We start from the raw sequence: 19,654 nt of genomic DNA on the forward strand, positions 1-19,654 counted from the left end.
CCTCCACAGGTGCCCGCCGCCGCGTCGCTGGTTGCCGGCGCGACCGCCATCTAGTGTCGGGATGGACGTCCGGTGGGGACGGCCGTACCGACTGGTCCGGGGCGTACGTCCCGGGTCGTCCGAATAGCGAGTCCGATGAGCGAGTCCGACACGGCGAGGAGGCGCGAACCGGCGATGACGGACACGCCCTCCACGACCGGTACCCCGGCCGGCGCCGGGACCGCCGGCGACGGCCCGCGCCCCGGTCGGGCGCCCCGCGCGGACGCCCAGCGCAACCGGGCCCGGGTGCTCCAGACGGCGGCGGAGGTGTTCGCCGCCGAGGGGCTGTCGGTGCCGGTCCACGAGATCGCCCGGCGTGCCGGGGTGGGTACCGGCACGGTCAGCCGCCATTTTCCCACCAAGGAGGACCTGTTCGCGGCGATCCTGCTGGACCGCATGGCGGTGCTGGCCGGCCGGGCGGACGAACTGGCCGCCACCCGGGAGCCGGGCGAGGCGTTCTTCGCGTTCTTCGCCACGCTGATTCACGAGGGGGCCGCCCACCGGGGTCTCGCCGAGGCGCTCGCCGGGGCCTGCGACGTCGAGGCGGCGGCGGTGCGCGCCGGGCACGACGTACCCGGCCGGCTGCGTGCCCTGCTCGGCCGGGCACGGGAGGCGGGCTCGGTCCGGGCCGGCATCACCTACACCGACGTGAAGGCGCTGATGGCCGGCTGCCTCGCCCGGGCGGCCGAGGACGGCCGGGACGCTGACCGCGACGAGCCGGGCGACGGCGACCATGGCGCCAACGACGACGGTGCCAACGACAGCAGCGGGCTGGACCGGGTCATCGCGGTGGTCTGCGCGGGGCTGCGCGCGACACCTCCCGGCCCGCATGAGACGCCTCCCGGCCCGCCGGTGGCCGGCTAGCGCCCGGATATTCCCGTCGATCACGCGTGCCCGGTTGGGGCACACTGTTGCGGTGCTGCTGACCATCACCTCGACCGCGCCTGTAGCCACCGACCTCGGATTCCTGCTGCACAAGCATCCGGGGCGGGTGCAGGAGTTCGACCTGGCGGCCGGCCGCGCGCACGTGTTCTACCCGGAGGCCGACGAGCGGCGGTGCACCGCGGCGCTGCTGCTGGAGGTCGACCCCATCGCGCTGGTACGCGGCAGGCGAGCCGGTGCGCCGGACGCGTTCTCGCTGGCGCAGTACGTCAACGACCGGCCGTACGCGGCCTCGTCGATGCTCGCGGTCGCCCTCGGCCGGGTGTTCCGCACCGCGCTGGCCGGACGCTGTGACGCGCGGCCCGACCTGCCCGGCCGGCCGCTGCCGCTGGCGATCCACGTGCCGGCGCTGGCATGCCGGGGCGGCGCGGCCCTGGCCGAGCGGCTGTTCGCCCCGCTGGGCTGGTCGGTGCGGGCCACCGCGGTCGCGCTGGACCCGGCGATTCCGGCGTGGGGCGAGTCCCGCTACCTCGACCTGCGGCTGTCCGGCGAGGTACGGCTGGCGGATGCGCTGAACCACCTGTACGTGCTGCTGCCCGTGCTGGACGACGCGAAGCACTACTGGGTCGGCATCGACGAGGTCGAGAAGCTGGTCCGGGCCGGGCAGGGTTGGCTGGGTACCCACCCGGAGCGCCGCCTGATCGCCGAGCGGTACCTGGCGCACCGGCGCGGCCTGGTGACCACGGCGGTCGGGCGGCTGGCCGAGGTCGACGACACGGAGCCAGAGGTGCTGGACAACGCGGTGCCCGACGACGAGCCGGCCGAGCCCGCGGGAATCCCGCCAACGGCCGACACCCTTGTGGCGACCGGAACTCTTGCAACGGCCGACACCCTTGTGGCCGGCGGAACCCAGGCAACGGCGGCGGGGACCGCCGACGAGGCTTCCGAGGCGGTTGCCGACCGGCAGCCGGGGCTGGCCGTCCAGCGCAGGAACGCGGTGCTGGCCGCGTTGCGCGCCGCCGGCGCCGGGCGGGTCGTCGACCTGGGGTGCGGCGGAGGTGCGCTGACCGGGGACCTGCTCGACGAGCCGTCGGTCACGCAGGTGCTCGGGGTCGACGTGTCGCACCGGGCGCTGGAGGTCGCCGCGCGCCGGCTGCGACTGGACCGGCTGCCCGAGAAGCGCCGCGACCGGGTGACGCTGATCCAGTCGTCGCTGACCTACCGCGACACCCGCATCGCCGGCTTCGACGCGGCCGTGCTCATGGAGGTCATCGAGCACCTGGACCCGCCGCGCCTGCCGGCGCTGGAACGTTGCGTGTTCGGGTACGCCCGGCCCGGTACGGTCGTGGTGACCACCCCGAACGCGGAGTACAACGTGCGGTACCCGGGGCTGCCCGCCGGTACCCTGCGCCACCGCGACCACCGGTTCGAGTGGACGCGCGAGCAGTTCCGCCAGTGGGCGGCCGGGGTCGCGTCCCGGTACGGGTACGCGGTGCGGCACGAGCCCGTCGGGCCGGACGACCCCGAGGTCGGGTCGCCCACCCAGTTGGCCGTGTTCACCGACGCCAGCGACAGCAAGGCAGTCGCCGACATGACCGGCGGCACGGCGGAAACGAACGAGGCGTCGGCGAAGACGAACGAGGCGTCGGGGACGACCGCCGACGACGAGGCGAAGGGGGAGGCCGCGTGAGCGACACGCTGACCGAAGCATCGGCTACCGTCCCGGCCACCGAGCCGATCCGGCTCGGCATCCCCGCCATGGCCCTCGTGGTCCTCGTCGGCGTCTCCGGCTCGGGCAAGTCCACGTTCGCGCGCGACCACTTCGGCCCGTTCGAGGTGATCTCCAGCGACTACTGCCGGGGTCTGGTCTCCGGGGACGAGAACGACCAGGCGGCCACCGCCGACGCGTTCGACGTCCTGCACTACATCGCCGGGAAGCGGCTGGCCGCCGGGCGCCTGACCGTGGTGGACGCGACGAACACGCAGCCCGAGGCGCGGCGCAAGCTCGTCGAGCTGGCCAGGGCGCACGACGTCCTGCCGGTGGCCGTGGTGCTCGACGTACCCGAGAAGGTCTGCGTCCGGCGCAACGCGCAGCGCCCGGACCGCGACTTCGGAGCGCACGTCGTTCGCCGGCAGCGCGACCAGTTGCGCCGGAGCCTGCGCGGGCTGGCCCGGGAAGGGTTCCGCCGGGTGCACGTGCTGCACGATGAGCGGGAGATCTCCGCCGCCGTGGTGGTGCGCGAGCGGCTGCTCTCCGACTTCCGGCACCTGACCGGACCGTTCGACGTCATCGGGGACGTACACGGCTGCCGCGCCGAGCTGGAGGAGTTGCTGGAGGCGCTCGGGTACCAGATCAGCCGGGACTCCTCGGGCCGGCCGGTCGACGCGGCGCACCCGGAGCGGACCGCGGTGTTCCTCGGCGACCTGGTCGACCGCGGCCCCGACTCCCCCGGCGTACTGCGCCTGGTGATGGGCATGGTCGCCGCCGGGCACGCGCAGGCGGTCCCGGGCAACCACGAGAACAAGCTGGTCAAGGCGCTGTCCGGCCGGAGTGTCCAGCGCACTCACGGGCTGGCCGAGACGCTGGACCAGCTGGCCGGCGAGTCCGACGAGTTCCGCGCCGAGGTGCTGGCGTTCTGCCGCGACCTGGTGTCGCACCGGATCCTCGACGGCGGCCGGCTGGTGGTCGCGCACGCCGGCCTGAAGGAGGCGTACCAGGGCCGGGCGTCCGGCCGGGTGCGCAGCTTCGCCCTGTACGGCGAGACCACCGGAGAGACCGACGAGTTCGGGTTGCCGGTGCGCTACCCCTGGGCCGACGACTACCGGGGTCCCGCGATGGTCCTCTATGGACACACACCGACCCCGGAACCGGTGTGGGTCAACAACACCATGTGCCTGGACACCGGCTGCGTGTTCGGCGGGAAGCTGACCGCGCTGCGGTACCCGGAGAAGCACGTCGTCTCGGTGCCAGCGCACCGGGTCTGGTACGAGCCGGCGAAGCCGTTCCCGCGCCCGGGTGAGGATTCCGGCCGCCGGGAGCCCGACCTGCTCGACATCGACGACGTGCTCGGCCGGCGCGGGGTCGAGACCGGCCTGCTGGGTCGCGTGACGGTACGCGAGGAGCAGGCGGCCGGAGCCCTGGAGGTGATGAGCCGGTTCGCGCTGGACCCGCACTGGTTGCTGTACCTGCCGCCGACCATGGCGCCGTGCGCCACCTCGGCGCAGCCGGACCTGCTGGAGCACCCGGCCGAGGCGTTCGACGCGTACCGGGCCGACGGTGTCGCGCGGGTCATCTGCGAGCAGAAGCACATGGGCTCCCGCGCCGTCGCCCTGATCTGCCGCGACGAGCAGGTGGCCGTGCGGCGGTTCGGCGTCGCCGAGGACGCGGGCGGCGTGGTCTACACCCGGACCGGCCGGCCGTTCTTCGGACCGGAGACGACCGCGGCGCTGGTGGACCGGCTGCGCGCGACCGCCACCGCCGCCGGGCTGTGGGACCGGCTGGACACCGGATGGCTGCTGCTGGACTGCGAGCTGCTGCCCTGGTCGGCCAAGGCCGAGGAGCTGTTGCGCCACCAGTACGCGGCGGTCGGGGCGGCGGCCCGGTCGGCACTGCCGGCCGCCGTCGAGGCGCTGACCGCCGCCCGGGGCTCCGGGCTGGACGTGGACGCGCTGCTGACCCGTACCCGCGCCCGGGCGGTCAACGCGGAGGCGTTCACCGAGGCGTACCGCCGCTACTGCTGGCCCACCGACGGCCTGGACGGCGTCCGGATCGCCCCGTTCCAGCTGCTCGCTTCGGAGGGGGCGACCTACCAGGACCGCGACCACGGCTGGCACCTGGACGTCGCGGACCGGCTCGCCGAGGCGGCACCCGACCTGATCGAGACCACCCGGCGGCTGGCCGTCGACACCACCGACCCGGACTCCGTCGCGGCCGGGATCGCCTGGTGGCGGGAGCTGACCGAGGCCGGCGGCGAGGGCATGGTGGTCAAGCCGTGGGACAACCTGGTCCGCGCCGGGCGCGTCCCGGCACAGCCCGGCGTCAAGGTGCGGGGCCGGGAGTACCTGCGGATCATCTACGGCCCGGACTACACCGAACCGGCGAACCTCGACCGGCTGCGCGAGCGCCGCAGCCTGAACCGCAAGCGGTCGCTGGCGCTGCGCGAGTATGCCCTCGGCCTGGAGGCCCTGTCCCGGGTCGCCGCCGGCGAACCGCTGTGGCGGGTCCACGAACCGGTGTTCGCGGTGCTCGCGCTGGAGTCCGAACCGGTGGACCCGCGGCTGTAGCCGCCGCGGCGGTGAGTCCCGCGGTCGGTGGTTCCCGCGGCGGGTGGCGTGGTGCGCGCTACAGCTGCGGGAACTGCTGGCCCGGCCGCTCGTCGACCTCGAACAGCTGCGACGCGCGGCCGACCAGCAGCGGGTCGGGGGTGCCGATCAGCTCGACGTCCTTGCTGTCGTAGTCGAACAGGCTCAGCACGTGGCGCATGGCCTGGATGCGGCCGCGCTTCTTGTCGTTGCTCTTGATGACCGTCCAGGGGGCGTCGGCGGTGTCCGTGTAGAAGAACATCGCCTCCTTCGCCTCGGTGTAGTCGCTCCACCGGTCCAGCGACGCCAGGTCGGTCGGCGAGAGCTTCCACTGCCGTACCGGGTCGATCTGCCGGATCACGAACCTGGTCTGCTGCTCGCGCCGGGACACCGAGAACCAGAACTTCACCAGGTGGATGCCGGAGCGCACGAGCATCCGCTCCAGCTCCGGCGCCTGGCGCATGAACTCCAGGTATTCGGGACGGGTGCAGTAGCCCATCACCCGCTCGACGCCGGCCCGGTTATACCAGGACCGGTCGAACAGCACGATCTCCCCGGCCGCCGGCAGGTGCTGGATGTACCGCTGGAAGTACCACTGGGTGGACTCGCGCTCGCTCGGCTTCTCCAGCGCGACGACCCGGGCGCCCCGCGGGTTCAGGTGCTCCATGAACCGCTTGATGGTGCCGCCCTTGCCGGCCGCGTCGCGCCCCTCGAAGAGCACCATCAACCGCTCCCCCGAGGCTTTCATCCAGTTCTGGAGCTTGAGCAGCTCGATCTGCAGCAGCCGCTTCTGGTGCTCGTATTCCGGCCGGCTCATCCGCTCCGGGTACGGGTAGCCCTCCCGCCAGGTGTCCACCGGCTCGCCGTCCTGGTTGACCAGGACGGGATCGTCATCGTCGTCGTCCTTGACCCGGTATTGGTCCAGCCGGTCCAGCAGCAGCTCGTTCATGGGGGCGGGTTGAGCCATACGCCCAGGCTAGGCGGTTGCGGGAGCGGTGACGAGAGAGCCGGGTCAGGCACCTGATGGTCATCCGGCCGTTACCCGCGCGCCGTGTCCTGGCCGGCCGGCGGCCACCGCCGAGCCGTCCGCGACCACCGCCGGCGGAACCGTCAGCGCGGGCCGTGAAGCCCCCGCCGCCGGCGAAGCTGGGGTGATCCCCCCGATCCCGCTCGGGGTCGGTGACCGTTAGCCTGGCACACATGGCGGAGGCGATCACCTTCGGCGACCGGTCCGGCGCCGACCGCGACCGCCGGGTGGGGCGCTGGCGCAGGGGCGTGCTCGACTGCGCGATCGCGGCGGTGGTCGCGGGCGCCGCGTGCACCGTCACCTGGGCGCTGACCGGTCAGGGCTATTTCTGGCCGAGATGGGTGTGGTTCGGCACGCTGCTCCCGGTCGTGCTCGCCGCGGCGGTGCTCGGCGCGGCGCGCGGCCCGGCCGGTCGGCGGCGCAGGCTGGCCATCCACGGCGCGGTCACCGTCGTGCTGATCGTCATGGACGTGACGATCTGGCTGCTGTCCGGACTTGGGTGGTTCTGGCCGATCCTGCCGGCTCTCCTGTATGCCCTGGTACTCGGCGGCCACGCCTGGATCGTCGCCCGCCTGCCGCCCGAGCGCGAGCAGGAGCTGATCCGGCGGGTCGCCGTACTCACCCGGACGCGCAGCAGCGCGGTCGACGTTCACGCGGCCGAACTGCGGCGCATCGAGCGCGACCTGCACGACGGTGCGCAGGCCCGGATCGTGTCGCTCGCGATGGGGCTCGGCATGGCGCAGCGCCTGGTGGCCACCGATCCGGCGGCGCTGGCCGGGGTACTCGCCGAGGCGCGGGCGACCGCCCTGGCCGCCCTCGACGACATCCGGGCGGTGGTACACGGCATCCACCCGCCGGTCCTCGCCGACCTCGGGCTGGCCGGCGCGGTGGAGGCGCTGGCCCTGGACATGGCCGTCCCGGTGTCCGTCGCCGCCGACGTGCCGGGGCGCCCGCCGGCGCCGGTCGAGTCGGCCGCCTACTTCGCCGTCGCGGAGTGCCTGGCCAACGTCGGGAAGCACGCCGGAGCCAACCGCGCCTGGGTGGACCTGAAGCACCGCGACGGGCGGCTGTCAGTCGTGGTCGGCGACGACGGCCGAGGCGGGGCGCGGATCGGCGCCGGTACCGGGTTGTCCGGGGTGGCCCGGCGCCTGGAGACGTTCGACGGCACGATCCGGGTGAGCAGCCCGGACAGCGGCCGCACCACAGTCACGATGGAGATACCTTGCGCGTTGTCATCGCTGAAGACCACGTCCTCCTCCGGGACGGCTTGACCCGGCTGCTGCAGGCGTACGACATCGAGGTCGTCGCGGCCGTCGCCGATCCGGTGGCACTGGCCGCGGCGATCGACGAGTCACCCGTCGACCTCGCCGTGGTGGACGTGCGGATGCCGCCGACGTTCACGACCGAGGGGCTGGCCGCGGCGATCGACATCCGTACCCGGCGGCCCGGCATGCCGGTGCTGGTGCTCAGCCAGTACGTGGAGCACCTGTACGCCCGGCAGCTGATGGCCTCCGGCGACGGCGGCATCGGGTACCTGCTGAAGGACCGGGTCGCCGACGTGGACGCGTTCGTGGACGCGGTACGGCGGGTCGCCGACGGCGGCACGGTACTGGACCCGAAGGTGGTGTCCCGCCTGCTGACCCGTGCCGACCGGCGCCGGCCGATGGCGCGGCTGACCGGCCGGGAGCGCGAGGTGCTCGCTCTGATGGCGGAGGGCCGGTCGAACGCGGCGATCGCCGCCGCGCTGGTGGTCACCGAGAAAGCCGTCGGCAAGCACATCACGAACATCCTCACGAAGCTCGACCTGCCCGGCGACCCGGACGACAACCGGCGGGTCCTGGCCGTGCTGGAGTACCTGAGGGACGCCGACCCGGACGAGTGAGCACCCATGCCGGTCGGTCGGCCGGCTCATTCGCCCGGAATCGGGCCGCGGTCAGCGCGGCTTGCGTGCCCGGGCGGCGAACATGGTCGGGGTCGGCGAGCCGCCCTCGGCGAACCGCTCCAGCACCAGCCCGGCGTCGAGGAAGGCGTGCAGCAACTCGGGGAGGGGACGGTGCATGGCACCGACCTTGTCGCGCAGCCCCTGGTTGGTCCACGACTGCTTGGTCCAGTAGCTGTCCCGGTAGCCGGGCCGGATGACGACCGCGCGGGGATCGGCGAAGTCGGCGAACCCACCGCAGAAGCACGGGTGCACGCCGATGTGCACGAACACCCCGCCGGGCGCCAGCGCGCGGGCCGCCTCGCGCAGCACGGCCGGGTAGCCGGGCATGTCGGTGTGCACCATCACGGCGGTCGCGGCCGGAACCGAGCCGTCCCGGATCGGCAGCCGCTCGGCGTCGGCCCGGGCCACCGGCAGCCGCGCCATCGCGTGGCGCAGCATCCCGGCCGAGAGGTCCACGCCGACCGGACTCCAGCCCAGGTCGCGGACGAGGTCGGTGTACGCGCCGGTGCCGCAGCCGACCAGCAGGCACGGGTCGTCCCGCCGGCCGGACGGGACCGGCCCGAGCAGGTCGCGCAGCGCGTCGTCGACGCCCAGCGAGGTGTTGCCGCCCCGTTCGCCGACGAACGTCGTCTCGTACCAGTCAGCGATCTCGTCGTACGCCGCCACCGGTGCCATGGCGCCCTCCTCGCTCCCGTACCGGGCCAATGTAGCCAGCGGTGGGGCGAGCGCGGCACGCGTTTCGCTGAAAGCGCACGGCGCCGGTCGCGCGCTCACGATTCAGAGCGCTGCCGGTCCTACCAGTCCGGCTCGGCACGTCTGGCACCGCGCCACGACCCGGGACCGTAGTCAGGCGGTGAGACGGCGGCACAGGTGCCGCCACAGCGTGTCGACGGTGAAGCCGGAGCCGAGGTCGGGCAACTCGGCCAGGTCCTCGTCGCTGATCGGTCGCGGTACTCCGCCGGACGAGAGCACGGTGAGCGTGGTCCGGGCCAGGGTGTCGACCGCGACCGCCTGGAGTACCGCCCGGGCGACCGCGAGCCGCGGCGGCCCCTCGGCGACGCTGACCAGTCCGTGGCCGCGCAGGATCAGCACCGGCCGGTCGCCGAGGGCGTCGGCCATCTCGGCGGCGAGGGCGGGTGTCCGGATCAGCGAGGAGCGGTCCCAGGTCGGGATGCCGTCGGCGGCGAGCCGGGCGCCGGGGATGTCGTAGGCACCGTAGATCGGCTGCGGCGGAACACCGACCAGGGACAGCGCCACCACGGCGGGTGGGTGGGCGTGCACGACGGCGCCGATCGCCGGGCGCCGCCGCATCAACTCGGTGTGGATCGGCAGTTCGTTCGGTGCGGCCCAGGCGCCGTGGTCACCGCCGCCGTCCAGCGAGACCGGCAGGATGTCCTCGGCGGTGGTGTACGCCAGCCCGGACTCCTCCGGACCACGGCAGCGGACGAGCAGTTCGCTGGCCGACAGCCGGGCGCTGATGTGGCCGAGAACGTGTTCCACGAGGCCGCGCTCGGCCATCACCCGGCATGCGACGGCCACCGTCTCGCGCAGTTCGGCCAGGTCAGGTCGGCTCGTCACGTCGGCCCTTCCGCTGCTCATTGGTCTTACCGTTAGGCATACTGACCATAGGGTGGGTGGGCGAACGGGTCAAGGACGCCGGTGCCGCGCCGCACGCCCCACCGGCCGCGCGTCCACGGCCCCAGACCGCACATCACAGCCCTAGGCCGCATCACAGCCGCAGGCCGTCGAGCAGGATGGCGAGCCCGCCGCCGAACTCCTCGTCGGGTCCGATCGTCCGGCCGTGCCGTGCCGTCTGGCTCAGGGCGTCGCCGCGGTGGCGGCCTTCGGCCGGGTCGATCTCGTCCAGGTGTTCCAGCTGGATGGCGCCGACGACGTAGCTCATCAGGCCGCGCAGCGCCACCGGGCGCCGCGCGGCCTCGACGCCCGCGTCGGCCAGGACGGCCAGCACGCTCTCGCCCCAGCGCAGTGGGGCGGGCAGGCTCTGCCGGTGGATGAGGGTCAGCGGGACGATCGCCGGGTGGGCGCCGATCGCGTCCCGGATGCGCCCGACCAGTACCTCGATCTGCCGGCGCCACGTGTCCTCGGTCGGCCGGCTCGGGTCGACCGCCTCGAGAACCAGCTCGACGACCAGGCGCTCCAGCTCCTCACGGTCGCGCACGTACCGGTACAGCGCCATCGTGCTCATGCCCAGCTGGTCGGCGACGGCGCGCATGGTCAGCCCGCCGAGCCCGTCGCGGTCGATGACGGCGAGAGCGGCGGCGGCCAGCTGGGGCTGAGTGAGTGACCGTGGGCGCGGCATGGCGCTTGACAGCGTACAGGCTACGCCTACGATCGATCGTCAGATGGTGACCAGTACCTTGCCGACCGCGTTGTTCTCCACGGCGGCGTGCGCGTCGGCGATGCGCTCCAGCGGGAAGTGGTGCAGCGGGAGGCCGGCGTCCGGACCCACCCGTACGGCCCCGGCCGCGACCGCGGCGACGACGTCGGCCACCGCGTGCTCCTTGGCCTCGACCGGCACGGTGTAGACCAGGACGCCCTGCCAGCGCGCGTTGAGCGCATAGCCCCGACCGAGCGGGATCACCGGCTCCGCGCTCTCGTTGGCGTACATCGCGACCACGCCATTCGCCGCGAGCACGTCGCCGTCGAGTGCCGCGTTGGTCGCCGGGGCCACCTCGACCACGATGTCGACGCCGCCGGGCGCCACCGACCTGATCGCCTCGGCGGCCTGCTCGGTGCGGTAGTTCACCACGTGATGGGCGCCCGCCGCGCGGGCCAGCTCGGCCTTCTCCGGGCTGCTGACGGTCGTCACGACCCGGGCGCCGGACCACACCGCGAGCTGGATCGCGGCGTTGCCGACCGCGCCGGCGCCACCGGCGACGAGCACCGTGCGGCCGGACAGCGCGCCGGGCACCAGGCGCTGCGGGCCGGCCTCGGCGACGGTCAGGCAGCGGTGCGCGGTCAGCGCGGGGATCCCGAGGCTCGCGCCGAGGTCGAAGGACGCGCCGTCGGGCAGCGCGACCGCCTGCCGCTCGGGCAGCACGACGTACTCCTGGGCGGTGCCGCCGGGCCGCTGCCACGCGGCCTCCCAGATCCACACGCGCTGGCCGGTCCGGGCCGGGTCGACACCCGGGCCGACGGCGTCGATGACACCGGCGCCGTCCTGGTTGGGTACCTGCTCGTCGAAGCCCATCTGGCGGCGGCGGGACTTCCAGTCAGTGGGGTTGACGCCGGACACGCGCACCGCGACCCGTACCTCGCCCGGTCCCGGATCGGGCACCGGACGGTCGACGAGACTCAGGACGTCGGGGTCGCCGGACTTGGCGTAGATGACTGCTCTCACTGTCCCACCGTAGTCGAGGCGGCCGGTAACCCGGTGTGGGTCGGCTCACCTGTCAGCGGTCGGGTCGGACACCCGGCCGGTCAGCCGCCGGCCGCGGCCGCGCTCTGGCGCGCGGACTCCGCCGCGGCGCGCAGGCACTGGGCCAGCCCGACCGCCTGCGCGATGGACAGCACCGGCGCCCCGACCTCGAACGCGTAGCTGTCCTGGCGCACGGCGAACGCGCGGCTGGTCGTGACGATCCGGGCCACCGGCCGCTCGACCTGGTCGTAGACGGAGACCTTGCGGCTGGTCCAGCTGCCCTTCGTGGTCAGCAGCTGACCGCCGGGCAGGATCACCGTGCCCTTGCCCCACCAGCCCACCTTGAACTCGAGCAGCGTCTCGCCGCGCGGGGCGGTGACCCGGTAGGTGCGGCCGAAGCCGCCGCTGCGGCCGCCGTTGGCCAGCTCCACCGCGCCGCTCGGGTCGAGGATCTCGAAGCGGGCGCGCATCGACCAGTTGTGCCAGCGGATCTGCGCGACCGGCTGCCCGTTCGGGAACATCACCGGTGAGGTCGTCCCGAACACCTTCCGGTCCGGCATCAGCAGGACGCCGGTGAACGGCTGGTACGGCTGCATCATGAGGCACCCCCGCGACTGGTCTGGGTCGTGGCGCGGCGCCAGACGCGCCGAGCCAGACTGGTCGAGCCGTCGATCGGCTCCGACCAATTATGGGACTGCCTGTCACGTCACGCGACGCAGCGGAAGCCGAGATGGCCGGTGCTGCTGTCCGGCGTACTGGAGGTGCGGGCGGCCACCCGGTACCGGTTGCAGTACGACTCGTGGCACAGGTACGAGCCGCCGCGCATCACGCGTGACGCGCCGGTGCCGGGGCCGGCCGGATCGCGCCGGGTGTGCGCGGCCTCCGGAGCGTGCCAGTCCGCGCTGAACCAGTCGGCGCACCACTCCCAGACGTTTCCGGACGTGTTGAACAACCCGTACCCGTTGGGCCGGAACGCGTCGACCGGTGCGGTGGACAGGTATCCGTCAAGGCCGGTGTTCCGCCTCGGGAACTCACCCTGCCAGGTGTTGCAGCGGTGCTGCCCGCGGGGCGTGAACTCGTCGCCCCACGGGAAGCGGGCCCGGCGCAACCCGCCCCGGGCCGCCTTCTCCCACTCCGCCTCGGTCGGCAGGCGCTTGCCGGCCCAGGTCGCGTACGCGTTCGCGTCCGCCCACGACACGTGCACCACCGGGTGGTTGCGCTTGTCGCCGATGCCGGTACCCGGGCCGGCCGGGTGGCGCCAGTCGGCCCCCTCGACGGGAAGCCACCACGGTGCCTGCGGCACGCTGGCGTTGAGTACCCGGTGCGCCGCCTCGCCGGTGACGAACGCCGCGAACACGAACGACCACCCGAAGCGCTCGGCCTCGGTCCGGTACCCGGTCGCCTTGACGAACGCCGCGAACTGGGCGTTGGTGACCGCCTTCGGGTCGATGTGGAACGCGGACACGAAGACCTCGCGAACCGGACCCTCACCGTCGTCGGGGAAGGCGTCCGGGTCGTCGCCGCCCATCAGGAACGGGCCTTCGGGCACCGCGACCATGCCCCGGATCACCTCGGCGCGGGTGCGGCGCGGCGGCTCGAAGCCGAGCGCCGGACCGGCCGACGTTACAGTGCCGCCCGCCGCGGGTTCGCCTCCGTGAGACGGGGAACAACAGCTGCTCACCGCACCGAACCTACTCCAGGGCCCACCGACCAGTCTGGCTCGGCGCGTCTGGCGCCGCGCGACGACCCAGACCAGTCGACCGGTACGTCGAAGGGCAACCCGCTCGACTCGTCGCCGCAGATCGCGCGCAGCCGCTCGTACAGCGCCGCGACCAGGGCCGGCTCGCGATCCCAGAGGTTGTCCGTCTCCGCCGGGTCGGCTTCCATGTCGTACAGCTGGCCGGCCGGGTGCGCCACGTCCCACGGCGGGGCCGGGTGCGCCTTACCGGAGCCGGTGGCGAACAGGTCGGTGATGGACGGCTCGGAGAAGCCGCCGCCGGACCCGGCCGAGAAGATGGCCTTCCAGCGGCCGGAGCGCAGCGCGAAGCGGCCGCCCAGGCTGTGGTGGACGATCGGCCGGTCCGACTCGCCGGGGTCCGCACCGGCGAGTACGGGCAGGATGTCGCGCCCGTCCTCGACCGGTACGGACAGTCCGGCCGCCGCCGCCACGGTCGGCAGGACATCGGTGAGGCAGATCGGGGCGTCCGTCGCCGTACCAGCCGCGAACCGGCCGGGCCAGCGGGCGATGAACGGCTCGCGGTGCCCGCCGTCCCACAGGTCGCCCTTCTGTCCCCGCCAGTCCCCGTTCGGCCGGTGCTGCCGGACGTCACCGTCGTCGGTGAAGATCATCGGTGCGCCGTTGTCGCTGGTGACCACGAACAGCGTGTCGTCCAGCACCCCCTTGGCCTCGAGTTCGGCACGCAGCTGCCCGACCGCCCAGTCGATCAGGCACACCCCGTCGGCCCGGTCCCCCAGCCCGGAACGGCCGCGGATGAACGCCGGCGGGACGTTGGGCCGGTGCGGCGCGGACGGCGCCAGGTAGCACAGGAACGGGCCGTCCTGGGCCCGGATGAAGGCGCGTGCCTCGGCGACGAACCGCGCGTCGACCTCGCTCTCCTCGAACCCCTCGACCGCGAGGCCCGGGCGCTGCTCGGTGAGGTACCGCTTCTTCTCCCGCTCCGGTACGCCGACCGTGCGATCCTGGTCGATGAACGCGTACGGCGGCATGTCCAGCGAGCCGGCGATGCCGAAGAACCGATCGAAGCCCAGCGCGGTCGGGCCGCCGGACACCGGTGCGGTGTAGTCGATGTCGCGCCCGAAGTCCGTCTCGATGTCGTCGTGCAGCCGCGCGCCGGGGGCGAACGCGTCGCGTACCGAACCGTCGGTGTGCCGCCAGCCCAGCCCGAGGTGCCACTTGCCGAACGCCCCGGTCGCGTACCCGGCGCGCCGGAGCACGCTGGCCAGCGTCGGGCGGGACGGCTCGATGAGCGCCGGACCGTGGCCCATGAGGACGAAGTTCTTCAGCGGCCCGCGCCACGCGTAGCGACCGGTCATCAGCGCGTACCGGCTGGGCGTGCAGACCGCCGACGCCGAGTGGCAGTTGGTGGCCCGCACCCCCTCGCCGGCCAGCCGGTCGATCTGCGGCGTCGGGATCGCCGAGCCGTAGCAGCCCAGGTCCCCCCAGCCCATGTCGTCGGCGAGCACGACCACGATGTTCGGCGGCGTGCGCGGATCCGTCATGTCCAGCAGCTCCCATCGGCGCTCTTGACGATCCGGACCGCGTTCGTGGTGGCCGGATCGATGTCGAAGTCACTGGCGTCGGACTGGCAGGCGTTCTCGGTGAACACGTTGACGAAGTTCACGTCCCGTACCTTGTGCGTGCCGTCGATGCCCGCGACCACGTTGGGGTGGGTGAAGTTGGTGTACGCGTGGATGTCCCGGAAGATGAGCTGGTCCAGCTCGCCGTAGCCGAGGGTCGGGTCGTACCACTTGTTGTTCTCGACCGTGAGGTAGAACAGCCGCCAGTTCGCGTTCTCCACCCGGATGTTCTCGAACAGGTACCGGTTGGGCGTACCGGCGCCGGCGTGCAGCGCCCGGAAGATGGCCGACTTCTCGATCTGGTAGTGCTCGGCGTGGATGACGTCGTCGTCGTACACGTGGAACGTGTTGCTGTCCTGCTCCAGGTTCCAACTGATCATGAACGGCGCGCCGTTCTCCAGTTGCCAGACCGTGTTTCCGCGGACCACCTCGTCGCCCCAGAACAGCTTGATGGAGTCGTCGTTCGACTTCACGAAGTTGTTCTCCACCACCGCCTTGTTGCCGGCCACGAGCCCGTCGGTGCTGTACCACCAGGACATCGTCTTGACGTTTTCGATGGTGGTGTACTGGGCCAGCGCCCGGACGTTGAACCGGGGCGCGTTGACCAGCGTGATGCCCTCGATGAGCAGGTTCGCCGACGACTGGTCGGCGATGTCTATCATGCCCGGCTGGTTCTTGTTGGCGTCCTGGTCGCCGGTGTCCATGAACAGGCCGTCGAGCACGCCGCGGCCCTTGATGGTGACGTTGTCCACCGGGCCGTTGGCGATGAACGCGCCCTGCACGTACGCGCCGCCGGCCAAGTAGACGGTCTCGTTCGAGTGCAGCACCACCCCGGAGCCGATCGTGTGCACACCCGGCCCGAAGTACAGCACGTTCGGGTCACCGGTGGCCGGCGGCACGTCGTTCTCCGGCGGGTTCGCGAACACCAGCATCGGGTGGAGGATCGGGTTGTGGATGTTCGGCTCGAACTCGACCGACACGTTCTTCGCCCGGCTCATGGTAAACGTGCAGGTGTTGTTCGCGAACGTGGTGGCGATCGCCGCCGAGTACGGCCGGACCATGCATCCGGTCAGGCCGGTCTGGCCCAACGCCGTCACGCTCACCGTCACCGAGCCGGCGAACGAAAAGCTGGTCCACGACGTGTCCAGCTCCCGGTTGGTGTCCGTCTTGCGGGCCAGCGACTTGTACACAAAGGACGGTTGGCCGTTCACCGTGACCGAGTACTGGTTGGACGCGGGTACGCCGGCCGGCCCCGGGTACAGGCTGAGCGCCGGCCCGGCACCCGGGGTGATGTCGCCGTACGGGAGGGCCGCGCGGTGGGCGGCTACATCGGCCTCGGTCGCCTGGGTGGACGCGGTGATGCTGTTCGCGATCGAGTCGACCGTCGAGATGCTGCCGTTGATCGGCGTCACCGTGCCGCCGAAGTCGTACTGGTGGCCGGTGTACGGCGCACCGTTCGCCGACGCCGCGGCCGGGACGAACAGCGCCCCGGTCGCTGCGAGCGCGGCGACGAGCAGGAAACGACGCATGGTGCCTCCTCTTCGCTGACGTGCACTGGTCTTCAAGGAGTGCGAAGCATTCAGCCGAAGCGCAGTTGGTGTTCCGCCTCGGGGTCCCAGAGATTCAGGCCGGGCACGCCGAAGGCCGGCGCCAGGACGTAGTGGTCGTAGGTCTCCGCCATCCGCTCGCGCAACAGTTCGTGGTGGTGGCGCACCTCGTCGGCGTACTTCGGGTCGTCGACCAGGTTGGTCAGCTCGTACGGGTCGGTCTCCAGGTCGAAGAACTGCCAGGGCTTGCCGCCGTGCGCGTCGCCGAGGACGGTGTACTTGTACCGTCGGGTGCGCACGCCGCGCCACGTCTCGTCGTGGTACACGATGTTCGGCCGCAGCTCGCCGACGAACTCCAGCAGCACACCCTCGCGGTCGAGCCGGTCGGCCTCGCCCCGGGCGATCGGCGCGAGGTTGCGCCCGGGCTTGGGATCGCGCGGGGTGATGCCGGCGAGGCCGAGCAGCGTCGGGAACAGGTCTTCGGTGCAGGTCGGCTCGTCGACCACCCGCGAACCCGGCCCGACGTTGCCGACGATGAGCGGCGTCCCCAACGACTCCTCCCACGGTCGCTGCTTGGCCAGCAGCCCGTGGCAGCCCAGGAGTTCGCCGTGGTCGGCGGTCAACGCGATGATGGTGTCGTCGAGCGTCCCGGCGTCGCGCAGCGCGGCGACCAGCCGGCCGACGTTGTCGTCCAGATTTTCGATCATCGCGTAGTAGACCCGCAGGTCGTCGAGCAGGTCGCGGCCGTGCGGGCCGCGCTTGCGGTACTCCTTGTCCAGCTCGACGTTCTCCCGTAGCACCAGCGGCCGGTCACGCCACCGCTCCAGGTACTCCGGCGGCGCGGTGAACAGCGGGTGCGGCGGCTCCACCGACAGTACGGCGGCGAACGGCTTGTCCCGCTCCTGCGTCGCGTACCGGGCCGCCATGCCGAACAGCTCGTCGGTCTGGTACCCGTCCAGCTTGCGCATGGTCGGGTCGTCGTGGGTGGAGTACCAGGTGTCGTACGGGTCGTTGGCGATGTCGAACCCGGCGAACGTGCCGAACCGGCCCTGGAACGGCCGGGGCACCGGAGTCCGGGACGCCTTCACCACGTTGTGCCCCGGGTAGTGGCCGAAGTTGCCGTACAGGTGCCACTTGCCGAACATCCCCGTGTCGTACCCGGCGTCGTTGAACTCGTCGGCGAGCGTGCGCTCGGCCGGAGACATCCGCCACTCGATCGCCGGGATGAACCGGGTGTGCGCGTACTCGCCGGTCATCAGCGTGAACCGGAACGGCACGCACACCGGGTACGTCGACGACGTCTGGGTGAACCGCGCGCCCGAGGCGGCCAACGCGTCGATGTTCGGCGTGCTGACGTTCGGGTCGCCGTAGCAGCCCAGCGCCTGGCGGCGCAGCTGGTCGGAGATGATCAGGATGATGTTCGGACGGGTCACTTCAATCCACCAGAGGTCAGGCCCGCGACGAAACGCCGCTGGAGCGAGAGGAACAACAGCACGACCGGGACGAGCATGAACAGCGCGGCGGCGCTGGTCAGCCCCCAGTCCGTGGAGTTCTGGTCCTGGAAGGCCAGGAAGCTCGTCGAGATCGGGCGCTTGCCGGGGCTGTGGATGAACGTGATGGCCCAGAAGAACTCGTTCCACGCCCACAGGCCGACGATCAGCGCGACCGTCATGAACCCGGGCCACGCCAGCGGAAGCATGACCCGCCGGGCGATCTGCAGGTCCGAGGCGCCGTCCAGCCGCGCGGCCTCGACGAACTCCTTGGGTACCTTCATCAGGAAGGAGCGCAGCAGCAGCGTGGCGAACGGCGCGTCGGTCGCCCAGTAGATGACGATCAGGCCGAACAGGCTGTCGGTCAGGTGCAGGCTGGTCCACAGTGAGAACAGCGGCACGACGAACAACTGCACCGGCATCGCGCTGCCCAGGAACAGGTACGTCACCACGCCGTTGCCACCCGGCACGTTCAGGTGGCTCAGCGAGTACGCGGCCAGGCCGGCGATGACGCAGGTACCCAGGGCCGAGCCGAGGCACAGGATGACGCTGTTGCGCATGGTCGTGGCGAAGTCGCCCTCGCGCCACGCGGTGGTGAAGTTCGACAGGCTCAGCGAGGTCGGCGGCGACAGTGGATCCGCACCGATCTGCGCGTTGTTCTTGAACGCGTTGAACAGCATCGCGATCAGCGGGCCGATCGCGAACAGCGCGAGCACGATCAGCACCACGTAGGTGGGCACGTGCAGCCGGCGCCGGCGGCGCGGACCGCCGCGGGGCGCGTCGGCCCGACCCGCCTGTGGTACGTCGCGGCGGGCGGTAACAGCGACCGTCACTCCTCCCACCCCCTCCGGCGCAGGTACTGGTACACCGCGAGAACCACCCCGGTGACCACGGTCATGGACAGGCCGAGCGCGGCGGCGTACCCGGCCGAGTACTGGTTGAACGCCTCGTCGTACATCAGCGTGGACACCACGTCGCTGGAGTGCGCCGGGCCGCCGTGGGTCATGATGTAGATGTAGTCGAACGCCTTGAGCGACCAGATGATCGTCATCAGCACGATGAACACCATCGTCGGCCGGATGCCGGGCAGCGTCACGGACTTGAACTGCTGCCACCGGTTGGCACCGTCCACTTTGGCCGCGTCGTACAACTGCGCGTCGACGCCCTGCATCGCGGCGAAGAAGATGACCGCGAGGAAGCCCCACCAGTGCCAGTCGACGACGAAGTTCACCGAGTACAGCGACGTGGACGGGTCGCCGAGCCAGGCGTGGTCGGTGCCCAGCAGGTGACCGATTCCGCTGTCCGGCGACATCAGCATCTTCCACACCGCCGCGTTGACCACGCTCGCGGTGATGTACGGGATAAAGAACAGCGCCCGGAACAGCATCTGGAACCGGCGCACCTGGTTGAGCAGGTGCGCGCCCAGCAGGCCGAACACCATCGGTACCGTCAGGAACAGCACGAACCAGATGGCGTTGTGCAGCAACGCCTCCCGCACGGCCGGGTCGGTGAACGCGTGCGTGTAGTTCGCGAACCCGGTGAAGGTCGCCGGCCCGATGCCGGACCAGTCGGTGAACGAGTAGTAGACCGTCGCGAGCGACGGGCCCAGCACGACCAGCACGTTGAGGATCAGCAGCGGGGCGAGGAACGCCCAGCCGACCAGGCCGCGCCGCAGCCGGGCCCGCGTGCGCGCCGGGTTGGCGCGCAGCGGGGCCTGGGCCGGCATGC

Annotated in this window: 17 protein-coding genes; 5 read left to right on the top strand and 12 right to left on the bottom strand. The window is 72.0% G+C overall.

The features are described 5' to 3' along the window. Positions 1-174 precede the first annotated feature (174 nt). From Raf01_RS11010 to Raf01_RS11020, 3 genes are read left to right on the top strand one after another with little or no spacing between them, the layout of a single operon-like run. Positions 175-903, top strand: a complete 729-nt coding sequence (locus Raf01_RS11010) for a TetR/AcrR family transcriptional regulator (protein ID WP_203917695.1) — start codon at positions 175-177, stop codon at positions 901-903. Between the two features lie 52 nt (positions 904-955). Beyond that, the gene (locus tag Raf01_RS11015) at positions 956-2,611 is read left to right on the top strand and encodes a 3' terminal RNA ribose 2'-O-methyltransferase Hen1 (protein WP_203917696.1); all 1,656 of its coding nucleotides are present in this window, start codon (positions 956-958) and stop codon (positions 2,609-2,611) included. Beyond that, positions 2,608-5,205, top strand: coding sequence for a polynucleotide kinase-phosphatase (locus tag Raf01_RS11020; RefSeq protein WP_275412975.1), 2,598 nt, complete (start codon positions 2,608-2,610; stop codon positions 5,203-5,205). Before Raf01_RS11015 ends, Raf01_RS11020 begins: the two co-directional genes overlap by 4 nt. Before the next feature lie 58 nt (positions 5,206-5,263). On the opposite strand, the gene ppk2 is transcribed toward Raf01_RS11020, so the two are convergent. Further along, positions 5,264-6,190: a polyphosphate kinase 2 gene (ppk2, locus tag Raf01_RS11025; RefSeq protein WP_203917697.1), complete on the bottom strand. Its 927-nt coding sequence runs from the start codon at positions 6,188-6,190 to the stop codon at positions 5,264-5,266. Between the two features lie 233 nt (positions 6,191-6,423). Between ppk2 and Raf01_RS11030 the strand changes: the two genes are divergently transcribed. Together Raf01_RS11030 and Raf01_RS11035 are read left to right on the top strand one after the other, a co-directional pair. After that, positions 6,424-7,521 (top strand): sensor histidine kinase, encoded by a 1,098-nt coding sequence (locus Raf01_RS11030; protein ID WP_203917698.1) that lies wholly within the window; start codon positions 6,424-6,426, stop codon positions 7,519-7,521. Continuing rightward, positions 7,473-8,132 carry a response regulator transcription factor gene (locus Raf01_RS11035; RefSeq protein ID WP_203917699.1) on the top strand — a complete coding sequence of 220 codons (660 nt, stop codon included), beginning with the start codon at positions 7,473-7,475 and terminating at the stop codon, positions 8,130-8,132. Before Raf01_RS11030 ends, Raf01_RS11035 begins: the two co-directional genes overlap by 49 nt. 51 nt (positions 8,133-8,183) lie before the next feature. Here the strand turns inward: Raf01_RS11035 and Raf01_RS11040 are convergent, their stop codons facing one another. The 11 genes from Raf01_RS11040 to Raf01_RS11090 form a co-directional block, all read right to left on the bottom strand. Further along, on the bottom strand, positions 8,184-8,867 hold the full coding sequence (locus Raf01_RS11040) for a class I SAM-dependent methyltransferase (RefSeq protein ID WP_239133522.1): 684 nt from the start codon (positions 8,865-8,867) through the stop codon (positions 8,184-8,186). 171 nt (positions 8,868-9,038) lie between these two features. After that, complete coding sequence (gene phtC, locus Raf01_RS11045; RefSeq protein ID WP_203917700.1) at positions 9,039-9,791, bottom strand: 3,4-dihydroxyphthalate decarboxylase; 753 nt, start codon at positions 9,789-9,791, stop codon at positions 9,039-9,041. A 130-nt stretch (positions 9,792-9,921) separates the two neighbouring features. After that, complete coding sequence (locus Raf01_RS11050) at positions 9,922-10,512, bottom strand: TetR/AcrR family transcriptional regulator (RefSeq protein ID WP_203917701.1); 591 nt, start codon at positions 10,510-10,512, stop codon at positions 9,922-9,924. A gap of 39 nt (positions 10,513-10,551) precedes the next feature. Then, on the bottom strand, positions 10,552-11,553 hold the full coding sequence (locus Raf01_RS11055) for an NADPH:quinone reductase (protein ID WP_203917702.1): 1,002 nt from the start codon (positions 11,551-11,553) through the stop codon (positions 10,552-10,554). 80 nt (positions 11,554-11,633) lie between these two features. Further along, positions 11,634-12,170 carry an LURP-one-related family protein gene (locus Raf01_RS11060; protein WP_203917703.1) on the bottom strand — a complete coding sequence of 179 codons (537 nt, stop codon included), beginning with the start codon at positions 12,168-12,170 and terminating at the stop codon, positions 11,634-11,636. A 107-nt stretch (positions 12,171-12,277) separates the two neighbouring features. Next, entirely contained in the window at positions 12,278-13,285 is a 1,008-nt protein-coding gene (locus tag Raf01_RS11065) for a formylglycine-generating enzyme family protein (RefSeq protein WP_505973663.1), read from the bottom strand. Then, a complete protein-coding gene (locus Raf01_RS11070) occupies positions 13,249-14,811 on the bottom strand; it encodes a sulfatase family protein (RefSeq protein WP_203917705.1) in 1,563 nt (520 codons plus the stop codon). The genes Raf01_RS11065 and Raf01_RS11070 overlap by 37 nt, the downstream gene beginning before the upstream one ends. Beyond that, entirely contained in the window at positions 14,808-16,418 is a 1,611-nt protein-coding gene (locus Raf01_RS11075) for a glycoside hydrolase family protein (RefSeq protein WP_203917706.1), read from the bottom strand. The genes Raf01_RS11070 and Raf01_RS11075 overlap by 4 nt, the downstream gene beginning before the upstream one ends. Positions 16,419-16,468: 50 nt before the next feature. Beyond that, positions 16,469-17,869 carry a sulfatase family protein gene (locus Raf01_RS11080; RefSeq protein WP_203917707.1) on the bottom strand — a complete coding sequence of 467 codons (1,401 nt, stop codon included), beginning with the start codon at positions 17,867-17,869 and terminating at the stop codon, positions 16,469-16,471. Beyond that, positions 17,866-18,759 (bottom strand): carbohydrate ABC transporter permease, encoded by an 894-nt coding sequence (locus Raf01_RS11085; protein WP_203917708.1) that lies wholly within the window; start codon positions 18,757-18,759, stop codon positions 17,866-17,868. Before Raf01_RS11085 ends, Raf01_RS11080 begins: the two co-directional genes overlap by 4 nt. Further along, positions 18,756-19,652, bottom strand: coding sequence for a carbohydrate ABC transporter permease (locus Raf01_RS11090; protein ID WP_239133542.1), 897 nt, complete (start codon positions 19,650-19,652; stop codon positions 18,756-18,758). Before Raf01_RS11090 ends, Raf01_RS11085 begins: the two co-directional genes overlap by 4 nt. Between the last annotated feature and the right edge of the window lie 2 nt (positions 19,653-19,654).

Origin of the sequence: Rugosimonospora africana (assembly GCF_016862975.1) — a bacterium.
Classification (GTDB): Bacteria; Actinomycetota; Actinomycetes; order Mycobacteriales; family Micromonosporaceae; genus Rugosimonospora; species Rugosimonospora africana.